The sequence below is a fragment of the Gordonia sp. NPDC058843 genome (genome assembly GCF_042743165.1).
Classification (GTDB): domain Bacteria; phylum Actinomycetota; class Actinomycetes; order Mycobacteriales; family Mycobacteriaceae; genus Gordonia.
In genome coordinates, this window is sequence record NZ_JBHYNC010000046.1 from 1 (window position 1) to 14,300 (window position 14,300).

Annotated in this window: 13 protein-coding genes; 6 read left to right on the forward strand and 7 right to left on the reverse strand. The window is 69.0% G+C overall.

The genetic code is table 11. The features are described from left to right. The 3 genes from ACFW3F_RS21565 to ACFW3F_RS21575 all read right to left on the reverse strand — a co-directional run. Nucleotides 1-753 (reverse strand): acyl-ACP desaturase (locus tag ACFW3F_RS21565; RefSeq protein WP_388061063.1); only part of this gene is annotated, 753 nt, incomplete at its 3' end. Between the two features lie 44 nt (nt 754-797). Continuing rightward, nucleotides 798-2,105: a serine hydroxymethyltransferase gene (gene glyA, locus ACFW3F_RS21570; RefSeq protein WP_388061065.1), complete on the reverse strand. Its 1,308-nt coding sequence runs from the start codon at nt 2,103-2,105 to the stop codon at nt 798-800. A gap of 10 nt (nt 2,106-2,115) precedes the next feature. After that, entirely contained in the window at nt 2,116-3,351 is a 1,236-nt protein-coding gene (locus ACFW3F_RS21575; RefSeq protein WP_388061067.1) for a DUF885 domain-containing protein, read from the reverse strand. A gap of 97 nt (nt 3,352-3,448) precedes the next feature. Between ACFW3F_RS21575 and coaA the strand changes: the two genes are divergently transcribed. Beyond that, nucleotides 3,449-4,390: a type I pantothenate kinase gene (gene coaA / locus ACFW3F_RS21580; protein ID WP_058250729.1), complete on the forward strand. Its 942-nt coding sequence runs from the start codon at nt 3,449-3,451 to the stop codon at nt 4,388-4,390. Here coaA and ACFW3F_RS21585 read toward each other — a convergent pair. Beyond that, nucleotides 4,362-4,871: a carboxymuconolactone decarboxylase family protein gene (locus tag ACFW3F_RS21585; RefSeq protein WP_388061069.1), complete on the reverse strand. Its 510-nt coding sequence runs from the start codon at nt 4,869-4,871 to the stop codon at nt 4,362-4,364. The two genes, coaA and ACFW3F_RS21585, sit on opposite strands and share 29 nt — an antisense overlap. Then, the gene (locus ACFW3F_RS21590) at nt 4,868-5,647 is read right to left on the reverse strand and encodes an NmrA family transcriptional regulator (protein ID WP_388061071.1); all 780 of its coding nucleotides are present in this window, start codon (nt 5,645-5,647) and stop codon (nt 4,868-4,870) included. Before ACFW3F_RS21590 ends, ACFW3F_RS21585 begins: the two co-directional genes overlap by 4 nt. An 83-nt stretch (nt 5,648-5,730) precedes the next feature. Here ACFW3F_RS21590 and ACFW3F_RS21595 point away from each other — a divergent pair, with 83 nt between their 5' ends. Next, nucleotides 5,731-7,197 carry a PLP-dependent aminotransferase family protein gene (locus ACFW3F_RS21595; protein ID WP_388061073.1) on the forward strand — a complete coding sequence of 489 codons (1,467 nt, stop codon included), beginning with the start codon at nt 5,731-5,733 and terminating at the stop codon, nt 7,195-7,197. 21 nt (nt 7,198-7,218) lie between these two features. Here the strand turns inward: ACFW3F_RS21595 and ACFW3F_RS21600 are convergent, their stop codons facing one another. Then, complete coding sequence (locus tag ACFW3F_RS21600; RefSeq protein WP_388061075.1) at nt 7,219-8,001, reverse strand: isoprenyl transferase; 783 nt, start codon at nt 7,999-8,001, stop codon at nt 7,219-7,221. Between the two features lie 113 nt (nt 8,002-8,114). Here ACFW3F_RS21600 and ACFW3F_RS21605 point away from each other — a divergent pair, with 113 nt between their 5' ends. The 4 genes from ACFW3F_RS21605 to ACFW3F_RS21620 all read left to right on the forward strand — a co-directional run bounded on the left by ACFW3F_RS21605 (nt 8,115) and on the right by ACFW3F_RS21620 (nt 12,730). Next, a complete protein-coding gene (locus ACFW3F_RS21605; RefSeq protein ID WP_388061077.1) occupies nt 8,115-8,783 on the forward strand; it encodes a hemolysin III family protein in 669 nt (222 codons plus the stop codon). 59 nt (nt 8,784-8,842) lie between these two features. Beyond that, on the forward strand, nt 8,843-9,394 hold the full coding sequence (locus ACFW3F_RS21610; RefSeq protein ID WP_388061079.1) for a hypothetical protein: 552 nt from the start codon (nt 8,843-8,845) through the stop codon (nt 9,392-9,394). A gap of 94 nt (nt 9,395-9,488) precedes the next feature. Further along, entirely contained in the window at nt 9,489-11,042 is a 1,554-nt protein-coding gene (locus tag ACFW3F_RS21615) for a PepSY-associated TM helix domain-containing protein (RefSeq protein WP_388061081.1), read from the forward strand. Nucleotides 11,043-11,161: 119 nt separating this feature from the next. Then, nucleotides 11,162-12,730 carry an alkaline phosphatase D family protein gene (locus ACFW3F_RS21620; RefSeq protein ID WP_388061083.1) on the forward strand — a complete coding sequence of 523 codons (1,569 nt, stop codon included), beginning with the start codon at nt 11,162-11,164 and terminating at the stop codon, nt 12,728-12,730. Nucleotides 12,731-13,103: 373 nt separating this feature from the next. Here ACFW3F_RS21620 and ACFW3F_RS21625 read toward each other — a convergent pair whose 3' ends face one another. Then, complete coding sequence (locus ACFW3F_RS21625; protein ID WP_388061085.1) at nt 13,104-14,192, reverse strand: 3-deoxy-7-phosphoheptulonate synthase; 1,089 nt, start codon at nt 14,190-14,192, stop codon at nt 13,104-13,106. Nucleotides 14,193-14,300 lie beyond the last annotated feature (108 nt).

The following is a 14,300-nucleotide window of genomic DNA, read 5'->3' on the forward strand; positions in this document are numbered from 1 at the left end:
TAAGAGACAGTTCTCGTAGTCGGCGATGCGCGCGCGCTCATCGCCGAAGTCGGCGATGTCGTGGCCGATGGGCTCGTCGATGGCCAGCGCCCGGTCGATCGCGAGGACGGTGGCGTCCTGGTCGGCCACGACTCCGGCGTGGAGGAAGGCCGCGAAGGTGGTGGCCTGGCCCTGGTCGTCGTTCGAGATCCTCGTCAGGATCTCCACGAGCGTCTCGTCGCCTGCGACCGCCGACAGGCGCTTGATGAAGTGCACACACTGGTTCTCGTGCACGGCCATCAGCGCGAGCACGTCGAGCGGCGAGAGCGGATCGACCTGCTCCGGCGTCTGCCGGTACCCCTGGGTGACGTGGATGCGACGACGCTCCTCGGCGTCCACCGGATCGATCGCGCGCCGGACGACCAGGTAGTCGCGCAGCACGATGGCGTGCCGGTTGTCCTCGGCGGTCCACACTCCCACGAGCTGACGCCAGTCGGAGAACGCCGGGAAGTGCTTGGCCAGCACCCGGTGATACGACGGCAGGTTGTCCTTGGTCAGCAGCAGCGCGAGCAGTCCCGCACGGGCCTCGTCGGACAGGGTGGCCTCCGACGGGTCGAAGTCCTTGCCACCCAGGAACCCGAAGTTGCGTCCGTCGTCCCACGGCACCCAGTCGTGCGGATTCCACGGGCTCGCGGCCGCCTGATGGTCTTCGGCGATCTCGGGAAGAGCCTTTTCGAGTGCGATGATCAGGTCGTCTTCAGTGAGGGCGTTCATCGTCGAAAGGATACTGACGCGGTGCCCGGCCGGGCAATCGGAGGTCAGATCCGGCTCATGAGGCCCCACTCCTCGAGACCGTCGTAGAGCGGGAAGTCCAGGGCGAGCTTGGACACGCGACCGCGCAGTGCCGAGACGTCGGCGGCGTCGCCGGCCGCGAGTGCGGTGGCGATGATGTCGGCGACCTCGGTGAACTGTTCGTCGCCGAAGCCCCGGGTGGCCAGCGCCGGGGTGCCGATGCGCAGACCCGAGGTGACCATCGGCGGACGGGGATCGAACGGCACGGCATTGCGGTTCACGGTGATGCCGACCTGGTGGAGGAGGTCCTCGGCCTGCTGTCCGTCGAGGGCGCTGTTGCGCAGGTCGACGAGTACGAGGTGGACGTCGGTGCCGCCGGTCAGCACCGAGATCCCGGCGTCGGCCACGTCGGTGCCGGTGAGACGCTCGGCGAGGAGCCGGGCGCCGGACAGGGTGCGCTGCTGGCGCTCGGCGAACTCTTCGGTGCCAGCGATCTTGAGCGCGACTGCCTTACCGGCGATCGCGTGCATCAGCGGCCCGCCCTGCTGACCGGGGAACACCGCCGAGTTCAGCTTCTTGGCCCACTCCTGCTTGGCGAGGATGATCCCGGAGCGGGGTCCGCCGAGGGTCTTGTGGACGGTCGAGGACACGACGTCGGCATGCGGGACCGGCGACGGGTGCAGTCCGGCGGCGACGAGGCCGGCGAAGTGTGCCATGTCGACCCAGAGGTGGGCGCCGACCTCGTCGGCGATGGCCCGGAACGCCTCGAAGTCGAGGGTGCGGGGGTAGGCCGACCAGCCGGCCACGATGACCTTCGGTTTCACGTCGAGGGCGATCTTGCGCACCTCGTCCATGTCGATGCGGAAGTCCTCTTTGCTGACGCCGTAGAAGGCGTTCTCGTAGAGCTTGCCGGAGAAGTTCAGGCGCATGCCGTGGGTGAGATGACCTCCGTGGGCGAGGTCGAGACCGAGCATGGTCTCGCCCGGCTCCATGAGGGCCTGCAGCACGGCAGCGTTGGCCTGGGCACCCGAGTGCGGTTGCACGTTGGCGAAGTCGGCGCCGAACAGTTCCTTGGCACGGTTGCGTGCGATGTCCTCGACGACGTCGACGTACTCGCACCCGCCGTAGTAGCGGCGTCCCGGATATCCCTCGGCGTACTTGTTGGTCAGCACGCTGCCCTGTGCCTGCAGCACCGCGCGGGGTACGAAGTTCTCCGAGGCGATCATCTCGAGGGTGTCCCGCTGGCGGCTGAGTTCACCGTTCATGGCGGCGGCCACGTCGGGGTCGAGCTCGGCCAGGGACATCGAATTCACAGATGACGGGTTCGCGGTCATGGCCCTGATTCTAGGCACCGAGTTCGCGCCGCAGACTCGCCGGGATCAATGGCTCGTCGAGCAGGCGCCCGAAGGCGGCGGCCCGGTCGGCGGCGGCGTCGAGCCATCGGTCGAGCAACCGGTATCCCTCGACGTAGGTGCTGATGTACGCGCGCCACAGCGGCGACGTGAGAAAGCGCAGCATCTGCCGCGCCCGGTCCTCGGGGGCGAGAAGCCAGCGCCGGAGGTGATCGGCGACGGTGTCGGCGTCGGCGTGGCGGTCGTGCAACATGAGCGCGGCGTCCTGACGGACGGCCAGCAGTCCGGCCGTGGCTCGTCCGACACCCATCGCACGCTCGGCGTCGAAGCGGAGTCCGAGATCGGCGTAGATCTCCTGGGCCCACGCCCACCGGTCGCCACCTGCGATCGCGGCGAGCGCGTGATCGGCGAGGCCCTCGGCCATCAGGCACTGGGGGGTGTTGACCAGGAAGATCGACTGTTCGTCGTGCCCCGCGCCGACGAGCAGCTGTTCCTTCCGGCAGTGCTCGGTGTGATGTCCGGGGTAGGCCTCGTGCGCGATGAGGGTCGGCAGAGAGGACATGTACTGCGTGAGGTCGGCGTTGATGGCCACGCGCGAGCGGTAGTCCCCGAGGTAGTAGTTGAAACCCGACCAGGGCTTGTCGGTGACGACCTCGAACTCGACGATCTCGTTGTCCGGCAACGGATATGCGGATCGCACTCGTTCGCGCAGCGCGCCACTGAACGCGCGGACGCATTCGTCGACCCGCTCGGGTGGGATCTCGTCGGCACGCCGATGCGCGGTGTAGGCGCTGCGCAGTTCCTCACCCATGGCACCCGGGACGCCGAGGGCCTGCGCGAGTTCGGCGTGTGCCTGTCGATACCGATCCGGGTCGGCCATCTCGATGTCGACGTCGAAGTAGGCGCGGACCTCGTCGACGAAGCCGATGTCGTCGCCGGCGAACTTGCGGGCCGAGAACTCCAGGGCACGAAGGTGGGCTCCGATGAACTCGGCGCGCGGCGCGTCGAGTGCGCCGGGTAGGTCGGCGCGCAGTCCGCGCGCGCGTTCGGCGAGCCGGACCGGATCGGGTGCCGGCGCGTTCTCGACCTCCGCCTTCAGGGCGGGGTCGCCGGTGTAGGCGTCGACAAAGCCCCGTTCGAGGCGATCGAAGGCGAGTCCGAGACGGAGGTACTCGGTGACCAGCGGGTCAGAGGCGCGGTCGGCGTCGGCGACGGGCGAGGACGGCATATCGGCAGGCTACCGATCGGCGCGGTTGTCCGCCGCCCTAAGCTGTACGCATGATCACTCCGGGAGCGGTGGTACCGACGTCGGCAGAGCTGCGCTGATGGCCCGCAATGCCACCGATCGGGATCCGAGTCTGTATCTCGAACTCGACCGGAGGCAGTGGCGCGAACTCCGCGAGTCGATGCCCCTGGTCCTCAACGAGGACGAACTCGCCGAGCTCGTCGGCCTCGGTGAGCAGATCGACCTGGACGAGGTCGCCGACGTCTACCTGCCCCTCTCCCGTCTGATCCACCTGCAAGTCGCTGCGCGGCAACGGTTGTTCGCGGCGACCTCCACCTTCCTCGGTGAGCGGCAGACCAATCGTCAGGTGCCCTTCGTCATCGGGATCGCCGGCAGTGTCGCGGTCGGGAAGTCGACGACGGCTCGTGTTCTCGCCGCCCTGCTCGCCCGCTGGGAGTCCCACCCCAAGGTGGACCTGATCACCACCGACGGGTTCCTGCTCCGCACCGCGGAGATGCAGCGTCGGGGGATTCTGCACCGCAAGGGATTTCCCGAGTCGTACGACCGTCGGGCGCTGCTGCGTTTCGTGACCGAGGTGAAGTCGGGTGCCCGGGAGGTCGCCGCGCCGGTGTACTCGCACCTCGCCTACGACATCGTGCCCGACGTCTATCACTATGTGCGCCAGCCCGACATCCTCATCCTCGAGGGCCTCAACGTGCTCCAGACCGGCGCGACGCTGATGGTGTCGGACCTCTTCGACTTCTCCATCTACGTCGACGCCAAGATCGACGACATCGAGTCGTGGTACATCTCACGCTTCCTGCAGATGCGGACCACCTCGTTCGCCAACCCGGACTCGCACTTCCACGCGTACGCGTCGCTGACCGACGACCAGGCGACGGCCGCGGCGCGGGATCTGTGGACCTCGATCAACCGTCCGAACCTCATCGAGAACATCCTCCCCACGCGGCCGCGGGCGTCACTGGTGCTGCGCAAGGACTACGACCACTCCATCAACCGGGTCCGCCTGCGGAAGCTCTGACCGACGACGCGGCGCGACGTTCGTCGAGTCCGGCCGGATACGCCCCGGCGAGGGCGATGCGGTTCCACGCGTTGATCATCACTATCGAGGCGACCAGTTGACCCGTCTCGGTGGCGTCGAAATGCGCACGCACAGAATCGAACACGTCATCGGGAACACCCCGCTCCCCGATCAGGGTCACGCTTTCGGTGAGCGCAAGCGCGGCTCGTTGCGCCGGGGTGAACGTCGCACCGGCCTCGCGCCACGCGGCGATGAGCATCAGCTTGTGTGGATCGATGTCCTTGGCGAGGGCATCGGAGGTGTGCATGTGCAGACAGTATGCGCACCCGTTGAGCTGTGACGCCCGGATCACGATCAGTTCGGCGAGTTCCGGGTCGACACCGGCCGACGACGCCCGCTGCAGCGCGACGAGAGCCTTGTAGACGGACGGATTGTCCTGCGGTATCCACATTCTCGTCGGGGGCCGGGTTGCGGTGCTCATCGCCGGCCGCCGGCCTGGGCACTCTCGCGACCGGCCAGCCACCCGTCGAGCGTCGTCACGGTCACCACGTCGGGCTGGGCTGGCACGAGTCCACCGCCACGGATGGCCGGCCCGCCGAAGCGGACACCCAGCACCCACCGGGGTGAGCCGGTCTGCGCGGCAACCGCTTTCGCGACATCCACCAGGTCCATCTCCACAGGTCCGCCGACCTCGACCTTCCGCTTGCCCGTCGGCCCCGCGGTCACCACGTCGGCAACGGCAACGGCCACGTCTGCGACAGCCGCCGGAGCGACCCGCATCCGGGGCACCGCGGCGATCGGACCGAGCCTCATCGACGACATCATCTGCTCCGCGAGTTCGAACCACTGCACCGAGGCGAGGATGGTCAGTGCGGAGGGTTCGACGACCTTCTCGTAGGCCGCTTCCTGCGCCGCCTTCCCCTGGTAGTAGCCGAATTTGGCGTTCACCGCCGGGTCGTCGGCGTTGACGATCGACACCACCACGACGTGCCCGACACCGGCGGCCGAGGCTGCGCGCCCGATGTGGGTCGCCGTGGTCTCGAAGAAGTCGATCGCCTCCTTCGCCTTCAACGTCTGGAGGCTGAGGCAGTCGACGACGACGTCGGCGCCGTCGAAGGCCGCCGCCAGACCCGCTCCGGTGTAGGCGTCGACGCCACTCGCACGATTCGCGCGAACCACCTCCTGCCCCCGTTCGGTGAGCAGGTCGGCGACCCGACTCCCCAGTGCACCGCTGGCACCCACGACCACGATCTTCATCTCGCTCCTCCTCAAGGACGGACATCTGTGTGTTCCCGGGACTAGGCTATGCCGCAATTAGCTCAAGAAAGTGGTCCAATCCAGTGACAGAAAAGCAGGTCAATTCGACGCCTTCCGATCCGTGGGCGCAAGTCGCCGAGCGACTCGGCGCCGACCTGTTCCTGGATCTGCAACCCGATCCGGGCGCCGGTGCCCGCGGGCGGGGAGCCACCCGGCGCCGAGCGCTCACCGAGGCGTTGCGCTCGGCGATTCTCGACAACCGTCTGCCCGCGGGAACCGCGTTGCCGCCCTACCGATCTCTCGCGGCGGACCTCGGTCTGGCACGCGGCACCGTGTCGGCGGTGTACTCCGAGCTCATCGCCGAGGGATGGCTGACCGCTCGCCAGGGGTCGGCCACGCGGGTCGCGGACGGTGCCGCGCGTCCACCGGTCACCGCCGATCCCGGCGCGTCCACCGCCCTACCCGCACTGCGCCACGACTTCTCGCTGGGTCGACCGTGCGCCGGCATGTTCCCGCGCAACGACTGGATTCGCGCCACCCGTCGCGCGCTCACCGAGACCCCGGACGACGTCTTCGGACCGGCCCACCCCCGCGGCCGGGTCGAGCTGCGCAGCACGCTCGCGACCTACCTGGGCCGCACCCGCGGCGTCCGTACCAGCCCGGACCAGATCATCCTGGGCACGTCGGTTCTGTCGGCGCTGGAATTGTTGGCGCGCACGGTGATCGACGGTGCCATAGCGGTCGAGAGCCATGGCCTGCCCTTCCACCGGCACGCCCTCGAGCGCGGCGGGGCCCGGGTCGTACCGGTGCGGATCGACTCCGACGGGATGGTGATCGACGAACTCGAACGCACCGAGGCCGCCGCGGTGCTGCTGACCCCCAGCCACCAGTTCCCCACCGGTGTCGCCCTCTCGCCGGCCCGCCGGATGCAGGTGGTCGACTGGGCCCGGCGGACCGGCGCCGTCATCGTGGAGGACGACTACGACGGCGAGTTCCGCTACGACCGCGAACCCGTCGGCGCGTTGCAGGCCCTCGGACCCGACGTCGTCGTCCACACCGGCTCGCTGAGCAAGAGCCTCTCACCGGCCGTGCGCGCGAGCTGGCTGGCCGCTCCCGCGCGGCTGGTCGAACCGGTGTTGTCTGGCAAGGGATTCCGGGAAGCCGACGCGAGCATCGTCGATCAGCTGACGCTGGCCGAGTTGATCGGTTCGGGCGCCTACGACCGGCACATCCGCCGCAGCCGTCAGGCCTACCGGACCCGGCGTGACGCACTCGTCGCGGGCCTGGCCGGAATCGGTCTGGAACTCCCCGGGATCGCTGCCGGGTTGCATGCGCTGATCCCTGTCGACCACGCCGACGAGGGTGTGATCGTCCATCGGGCCTTCGAGCGCGGGATCGCGGTGACCGGTCAGTCCCTGTTCCGGCATCCCGACGCCGACCCGCTGCCGTCCGGCGGGATAGGTGTCGGATTCGGCACTCCCGCGGCGTCGACGTTCAGCACCGATCTGGCCGCACTGACCGGATTGCTGGCCGAGTCCCTCGCGCGCTGACGATCGGTCCGCACCGTGCGGTCACTTGCCGAACCGTCGACTCCGCGCGGAGTAATCGCGCAGTGCGCGCAGGAAGTCCACCCGGCGGAATTCCGGCCAGTAGGCGTCGGTGAACCAGATCTCCGAATAAGCGCTCTGCCACAACAGAAATCCCGACAGCCGCTGTTCCCCGGAGGTTCGGATGACCAGATCCGGGTCGGGCTGACCCTTGGTGTAGAGATTGGCATCGATGGCCTCCACGGTCACCGCGTCCACCATCTCCGCAGCACTCGCCCCGGCCGCCACCTTCTCCTCCAGCAGCGCGCGGACCGCATCCACGATCTCCTGTCGTCCGCCATACCCGACGGCGACGTTGACGTTCATCCCCCGCCGTTCGGCGGTGCGGTCGGCGGCGGCGCGCAGTCGTCCGGCGACCGGATCGGGCAGTGAGTCCAGGGTGCCGACGATGCGGATGCGCCACTCGCCCTCGGGCGAGGAGATCTCGTCGACGATGTCCGGCACGATCTCGAGAAGGGCGTCGAGTTCGTCGGAGGAACGGTTCAGGTTCTCGGTCGACAGCAGATATATCGTGACGGCCTCGATCCCCAGGCCCGCACACCAGCCGAGCATGTCGGCGATCCGCTGTGCGCCCACGCGGTGTCCGTGACTGACGTCTTCGAAACCCGCCTCGCGCGCCCACCTGCGATTGCCGTCGCAGATGATCGCCACGTGACGCGGTAGGCGCTCGGCGTCGAGGAGCTGGATCAGCCGGCGTTCGTAGACGGAGAGTACGGGGCGTCGGAGCCGATCGGGCAGCAACTTCATCGTCGCCTCGCTCCGGCGTCATGTCGGCCTCGTGTCACGCAGGACACCTTACGCGCCGAGATCGCGCGGCCGGCCGCGCCGCCGATGCGCGAAGTTACGGTACCGTAGGTTTGGTGAGTACGTTGCTGAATCCGCCGGACGAGGTCCGCCCACGCATGCGCGGAGTCATCCACCACTACTCGGCGTACGTGGCAGCCGTCGCCGGTCTCGCGCTGGTCATCGGCGCGGCCACGGTCGGCGACCCCGTCGCCGTCGTCCCATGTGCCGTCTACGCGGTCACCGTGCTCGGACTCTTCGCGATCAGTGCCGGCTACCACCGGATTCCGTGGAAGACCGCGCGTGCCCGGACCCGGATGAAACGCGCCGACCACGCGATGATCTTCCTGTTCATCGCCGGCACCTACACGCCGTTCTGCGCCCTGGGCCTCCCCTCGCCGACCAGCTGGTGGGTGCTGGGCATCGTCTGGGCGGGCGCGACCGCCGGTGCGACCCTCAAGATCCTGTGGCCCGGCGCGCCCCGGTGGCTGGGGGTGACCCTCTACATCGTGCTCGGCTGGGTGATCGTCGCGGTCGCCCCGGCGCTCGTCGGTGAGACCGGCGTGCTCGTCATGGTTCTGCTCGCGCTCGGTGGCGTCTTCTACAGCGTGGGCGGCGTCCTCTACGCGGCACGCTGGCCCGATCCGTGGCCGGAGACCTTCGGGCATCACGAGGTGTTCCACGCCTGCACGGCGATCGCCGCCGTGCTGCATTACATCGCCGCCTGGCTCGTCGTGCTCGGCTGACCTGCCCTTACGGTGACCGCGTGCGGTCCGAGCGGTGTAGCGATCGCTATGCTCGGTGCGTGAACCCGGACATGCGCGCCCTCCACCGCCTTCGCGGTGGGGTCGTCGGCGCGCTGTCGGCGAGCACAGCGGTGGCCGCGCACGGCCTCGCGGCCGGTTCGCCACCCCCCACCGCGTCACTCGTGATCATGACCGCGGCGTGCACTGTGCTCGGTTGGGCCATCGGCGCGACGTCTCGTCGTCGTCCCGGTTGGATCAGCACGATCGGGCTTCTCGCGGCCGGACAGTTGCTCGCTCACGTCTCCCTCACCGCGCTCGACTCCTCGTCGGCCCACCACACCGCCGCTGCGGCACTCACGCACACCCCCAGCCACTCCATGTTGCTGGTGCACGCGGTGGCGACGCTGCTCACCGCCGCCGCCATCCGCGTCGCCGAGCCCGCGCTCCTCAGCGTCCTGACCGCGATCGTCGCGCTCATCCGGGCCGTTCTCGACCCGCCCGCCGACGATTCGACCGTGCGCGTACCGCACCCGGTGGACAGCGACGCTCGGCCCCGTCTGCGCGCCATTGCCGCACTCGACACCCGCGGACCACCCGCCCTCACGCGCTGATCCATCCTTCGCCGACCCGTCATTCCGACGGGCCGGTCGGCGCGCGTCTGCCGTCCCACCCGATCGTGGTCGCCTTCCGCGTGCCGTCTTCCGCATGAGAGGCCAACACGTGTCCCTGTCCGACCTGTCCCGCCCCGAGAATCCACCAGAGAACCCACCCGGCAGCCCACCGGACGCCAGCACCCGCGGCCACCGGTCCGCCCCGACCACCTGGCAGCCGTTGCTGCGCCGCCTACACTTCTACGCCGGCATCTTCATCGCCCCGTTTCTGATCGTCGCCGCCATCACCGGGGGGCTCTACGCGATCGCCCCGTCACTCGAACAGATCGTCTACAGCGACCAACTCCACACCGAGAGCAGCGGCGATGCCCGTCCGGTCGCCGAGCAGGTAGCCGCGGCGGTGCGGCTCCGTCCGGACCTCACCCTGTCCGCGGTACGGCCGGCCACCGAGGCCGGCGACACCACCCGGGTCCTCTTCGACGATCCGGCACTCGGGGCATCGAAGCGTCAGGCCGTGTTCATCGACCCGGTGACGCTCGAATCGACCGGCGAGCTCGTGTCCTACGGCAGCAGCGCCTCGTTGCCGCTGCGCACCTGGCTCAGCGAACTGCACCGCAATCTCCACCTCGGAGAACCCGGCCGCATCTACAGCGAACTGGCCGCATCCTGGCTGTGGGTGATCGCCCTCGGCGGTCTGGCCCTCTGGATCACGGCATTCCGCGCCCGGCGAGAGCGTCGTCTCGCCGACCTCGTCACCGTCGACAAGTCGGCGACCGGACGCAACCGCACCCGCAACCGTCACGGTGTGATCGGCGTGTGGATCGCCGTGGGACTCATCTTCCTGTCCGCGACCGGACTCACGTGGTCGAAATACGCGGGCGAGAACGTCTCCGAACTCCGTACCGCCCTGAGCTGGACGACCCCCGGCATCGACACCGCGTTGTCCGGGTCGGCGTCGGCACCGGCCGGTCATGGCGACCACGCCGGCCACGGGGACCACAGCGGACACGGCGATCACGATCAGGAGATGCCGGTCGCGGCCGGGGAGGCGGTCGCGCAACTCGACCGGGTGCTCGACACCGCCCGGGCGGCGGGCGTGGACGGCAAGGTCGAGGTCTCGGTACCCGCCAGCGCGGACACGGCCTTCACCGTCGCCCAGACGAGGCAACCCTGGCAGTTCGGCCAGGACTCGATCGCGGTGAACGGGTCGACCGGTGCCGTCGTGGACGAATCCCGGTTCGGCGACTGGCCACTCGCCGCGAAACTCACCACGTGGGGTATCGCCCTGCACATGGGAATCCTGTTCGGCTGGGTGAGCCAGCTCGCCCTCCTGCTCCTGGCGGTGGCGCTGGTGCTGCTGATCATCCGCGGCTACCAGATGTGGTGGCAGCGGAGGCCACGACGCTCCGGAACCCTTGCCGTCGGCCGGCCGCCGTCTCGCGGCGCACTGCGGCGGGTGCCGGTGCCGGCGGCCGTCGCGGTCGTCGTGGTCGCGGTGGTCGTCGGCTGGTTCGTGCCCCTGCTCGGACTCAGCCTCCTGGCCTTCCTGGCGGTCGACGTCGCTCTCGGAATCCGCGAGCGGCACAGACGAACCGGAGCCGCCGCCGGCGCCGGGAGCGAACCGAGCGGGCCGACCATCTCGGCGTAGCCCGGGCGAACACGCGGCGGGGACGCCGGTGGCGCGGTGGTCGCAGACTTCACCTCCCCATCATGTCCCCGCCGCCTACAGGTGGAATCCAGGTCAGGTGATCCTGGTCGGGTGAGCCCATGGGCACATCGCGACGTCGATTCCTCAGCTGGTCGGCGCTCGTGACCGGCCTGGCGTTCACGCCCGGGCTCCTCGGGGAGACCCGACCGACTGTTCCCGGCACAGACCGCTCCGCGAACGTCTTCGGTCTGGGCGTCGCGTCCGGCGATCCCGTCCCCGACGGGGTCGTCTTGTGGACAAGGTTGTCGCGCAACCCCTTCGCGCCGAGTGGCGGAATGGAACCGAGACCGGTGCGGGTCGACTGGGAGGTCGCCGCCGACGAATCGATGACTCGGATCGTGCGTCGCGGCACCGTGCATGCGACTCCGGAGTGGGGACACAGCGTTCACGTCGATGTCCGCGGCCTGGCGCCGTCCGCGGACTACTTCTATCGGTTTCGGGCACTCGGCGAGATCTCCACCATCGGACGAACCCGAACCGCGCCGGCGCCTTTCGCCCGCGTCGAGAACCTCACGCTGGCCGTCGCGTCTTGTCAGAACTGGGCCGACGGCTACTACCACGCCTATGCCGACCTGGCCGCGCACGCACCGGATGTGGTCCTCCACCTCGGCGACTACATCTACGAGAAGCCGATCCCCGCACAGGGCGGCGCGAGAAGCGCTGCCGCCCTTCCGCTCTCGGCGACCCGAGAGGCCGTCGACCTCGAGGACTACCGGGATCGGTACGCGCTGTACAAATCCGACCCCGATCTGCAACTCGCCCACGCGATGGCACCGTTCGTGATCACCTTCGACGACCACGAGGTGGACAACAACTGGGCCGCCGCGGTTTCCGAGGACCATGCGCCACTGACCACGTTCGCGCTGCGTCGTGCCCGCGCCCTGCGTGCGTGGTGGGAGAACACTCCGGTCCGGATCTCGGCCCGGCCGAACGGCACCGTGATACGCGCGCACCGTCGACTGGGTTTCGGGGACCTCGTCGACCTCAACCTCCTCGACACCCGCAGCCACCGGAGCGATCAGGTCAACGGGGACAACGACACCGGCCAGAACGCGCGCACCGCCGACCCGTCCCGGACACTGTTGGGCGCCGAGCAGGAACGATGGTTGCTCGACGGCTTCGCGTCCTCCCGGCACCGATGGAACGCGATCGTCCAGCAGGTACCGATGGCCGATCTCGCACGCACCGTCGGCTCGACCCGTGCGGTCAGCATGGACGGGTGGAGCGGCTACGAGGCCTCGCGTGCCCGCGTGCTCGATGGTGCCGCCGACCGCGGCGTGCGCAACCTGGTCTCCCTCGCCGGAGACATCCACCGCAGCGTGGTCGCCGACCTCCGGACGTCGTACACAAATGAATCGTCCACGCGCGGCGTCGAACTCGCCGCGACGTCGATCACGTCGGGCGGCGACGGAGAGGACAGCGACGAGGGCGACCGGCGTCTGAAGGAGGCGTCACCCCACGTCCGGTTCGGCAACTCGCAACGCGGTTATCTCCTCAACCGCATCCATTCCGACCGGTGGGAGGCCGAATTCCGCGTGGCGTCGTCGGTGCGGTCACCCCGCGGCTCCCTGCGCCGTCGGGCGCTCATCACGATCCCGGACTCGACCGCCGAGGTCGACGTGGTCTGAGGTCGGCCGCGCGACCAGTTGCTCCCTAATCCGGAAGAAGCGACCCACCCCTGCTCCCTAATCCGAAAGAACCGCATAACCCCTGCTCCCTAGGGTGCGAGGAGCGCAAGCCGCCGGGCCGAGCAAGCGACGAAGGAGCGCGTCGAGGTCGACGAGCCTCGAAGGGCCTGGTGAGACACGTTGCGAGACCCTTCGTGGCTCGCTTCGCTCGCACCTCAGGGAGCAGGGGGGGTCTTTCGTGATCCACAGCGGCCGCCAGGCCACAGATACTGAGGTGCGAGGAGCGCACACCCCTCTGCTCCCTGAGCTGCAAAGAGCGCACACCCCTCTGCTCCCTGAGGTGCGAGGAGCGATAGCGACGAGCCTCGAAGGGTCAGCCCCGCGCGAGCGCCGCCAGGACCTGCGCGCTGGCCTCCCAGCCCATGCACTTGTCCGTGACGGATTTGCCGTAGACCAGCGGGGTGGCCTCGGTCGACTGTGCGCCGGGCTCGAGGAAGCTCTCCAGCATGACGCCACTGACCATCGAGGGCTCACCGGCCTCGCGGGCCGCCCGGAGTCGCGCGGCGATCTCGGTGGCGACCTCGGCCTGACGGACGTGGTCCTTGCCCGAGTTGGCGTGCGAACAGTCGATCATGACCCGGCCGGGCAGTCCCGCCGCGGCGAGCGCCGCGGTCGCCGCCGACACGGACTCCGCGTCGAAGTTGGGACCGCGTGTGCCGCCGCGCAGGATGATGTGGCAGTCCTCGTTGCCCGCGGTCTCGACGACGGCGCCGTTGCCGAAGTCGTCGACTCCGAAGAAGACATGTTCGGCCGCAGCGGCTTTCACACCGTCGATGGCGACCTGGACGTTGCCGTCGGTGCCGTTCTTGAAGCCGATCGGCATCGACAGTCCCGACGCCAGCTGCCGGTGGACCTGGGACTCGGTGGTCCGAGCGCCGATGGCACCCCAAGCGACCGCGTCGGCGATGTACTGCGGGCTGGTCGGCTCGAGGAACTCGCAGCCGACGGGCAGGCCGAGGTCGATGATGTCGAGCAGCAACGACCGGGCGGTACGCAGTCCACGCTCGACGTCGAAGGTGTTGTCCATCCCGGGGTCGTTGATCAGACCCTTCCACCCGACGGTGGTGCGCGGCTTCTCGAAGTAGACGCGCATGACGATCTTGAGGCGCTCGGCGTACGCGTCGGCCAGCGGCGCGAGGCGACGGGCGTAGTCGATGGCGGCGATCGGGTCATGGACCGAACAGGGCCCGACGATGACGAGCAGGCGGTCGTCGCGCCCGGCGAGGATGTCGGCGATCTCGTCCCGGTCGCGCTGGACGGCGACGGCTCGGCGTGCGGACAGCGGCAGTTCGCTGCGGACGGTGTCAGGCGACGGGATCGGACGGAATGCCCTGATCCGGCGATCGGAAGTCGATTCGGCGTTGTCGTCGGATCGGATCGGGAGGTCCGGCAAGGTGGTCACGTTGTGTGCCTTTCGAGGTCATGCCCGTGTCGAGATTGCGACGAGGCATGCCCTGGGTGTGGTCGGAGCCCCGCTCAAATGACAAGAGCAGCGACCGTCTGGTCGCTG

Coding starts and splice junctions, on each gene's coding strand:
- coaA (WP_058250729.1), top strand. CDS start 3,449: ATGGCCCGCAATGCCACCGATCGGGATCCGAGTCTGTATCTCGAACTC.
- ACFW3F_RS21585 (WP_388061069.1), bottom strand. CDS start 4,871: ATGAGCACCGCAACCCGGCCCCCGACGAGAATGTGGATACCGCAGGAC.
- ACFW3F_RS21575 (WP_388061067.1), bottom strand. CDS start 3,351: ATGCCGTCCTCGCCCGTCGCCGACGCCGACCGCGCCTCTGACCCGCTG.
- ACFW3F_RS21600 (WP_388061075.1), bottom strand. CDS start 8,001: ATGAAGTTGCTGCCCGATCGGCTCCGACGCCCCGTACTCTCCGTCTAC.
- glyA (WP_388061065.1), bottom strand. CDS start 2,105: ATGACCGCGAACCCGTCATCTGTGAATTCGATGTCCCTGGCCGAGCTC.
- ACFW3F_RS21590 (WP_388061071.1), bottom strand. CDS start 5,647: ATGAAGATCGTGGTCGTGGGTGCCAGCGGTGCACTGGGGAGTCGGGTC.
- ACFW3F_RS21615 (WP_388061081.1), top strand. CDS start 9,489: ATGAGAGGCCAACACGTGTCCCTGTCCGACCTGTCCCGCCCCGAGAAT.
- ACFW3F_RS21620 (WP_388061083.1), top strand. CDS start 11,162: ATGGGCACATCGCGACGTCGATTCCTCAGCTGGTCGGCGCTCGTGACC.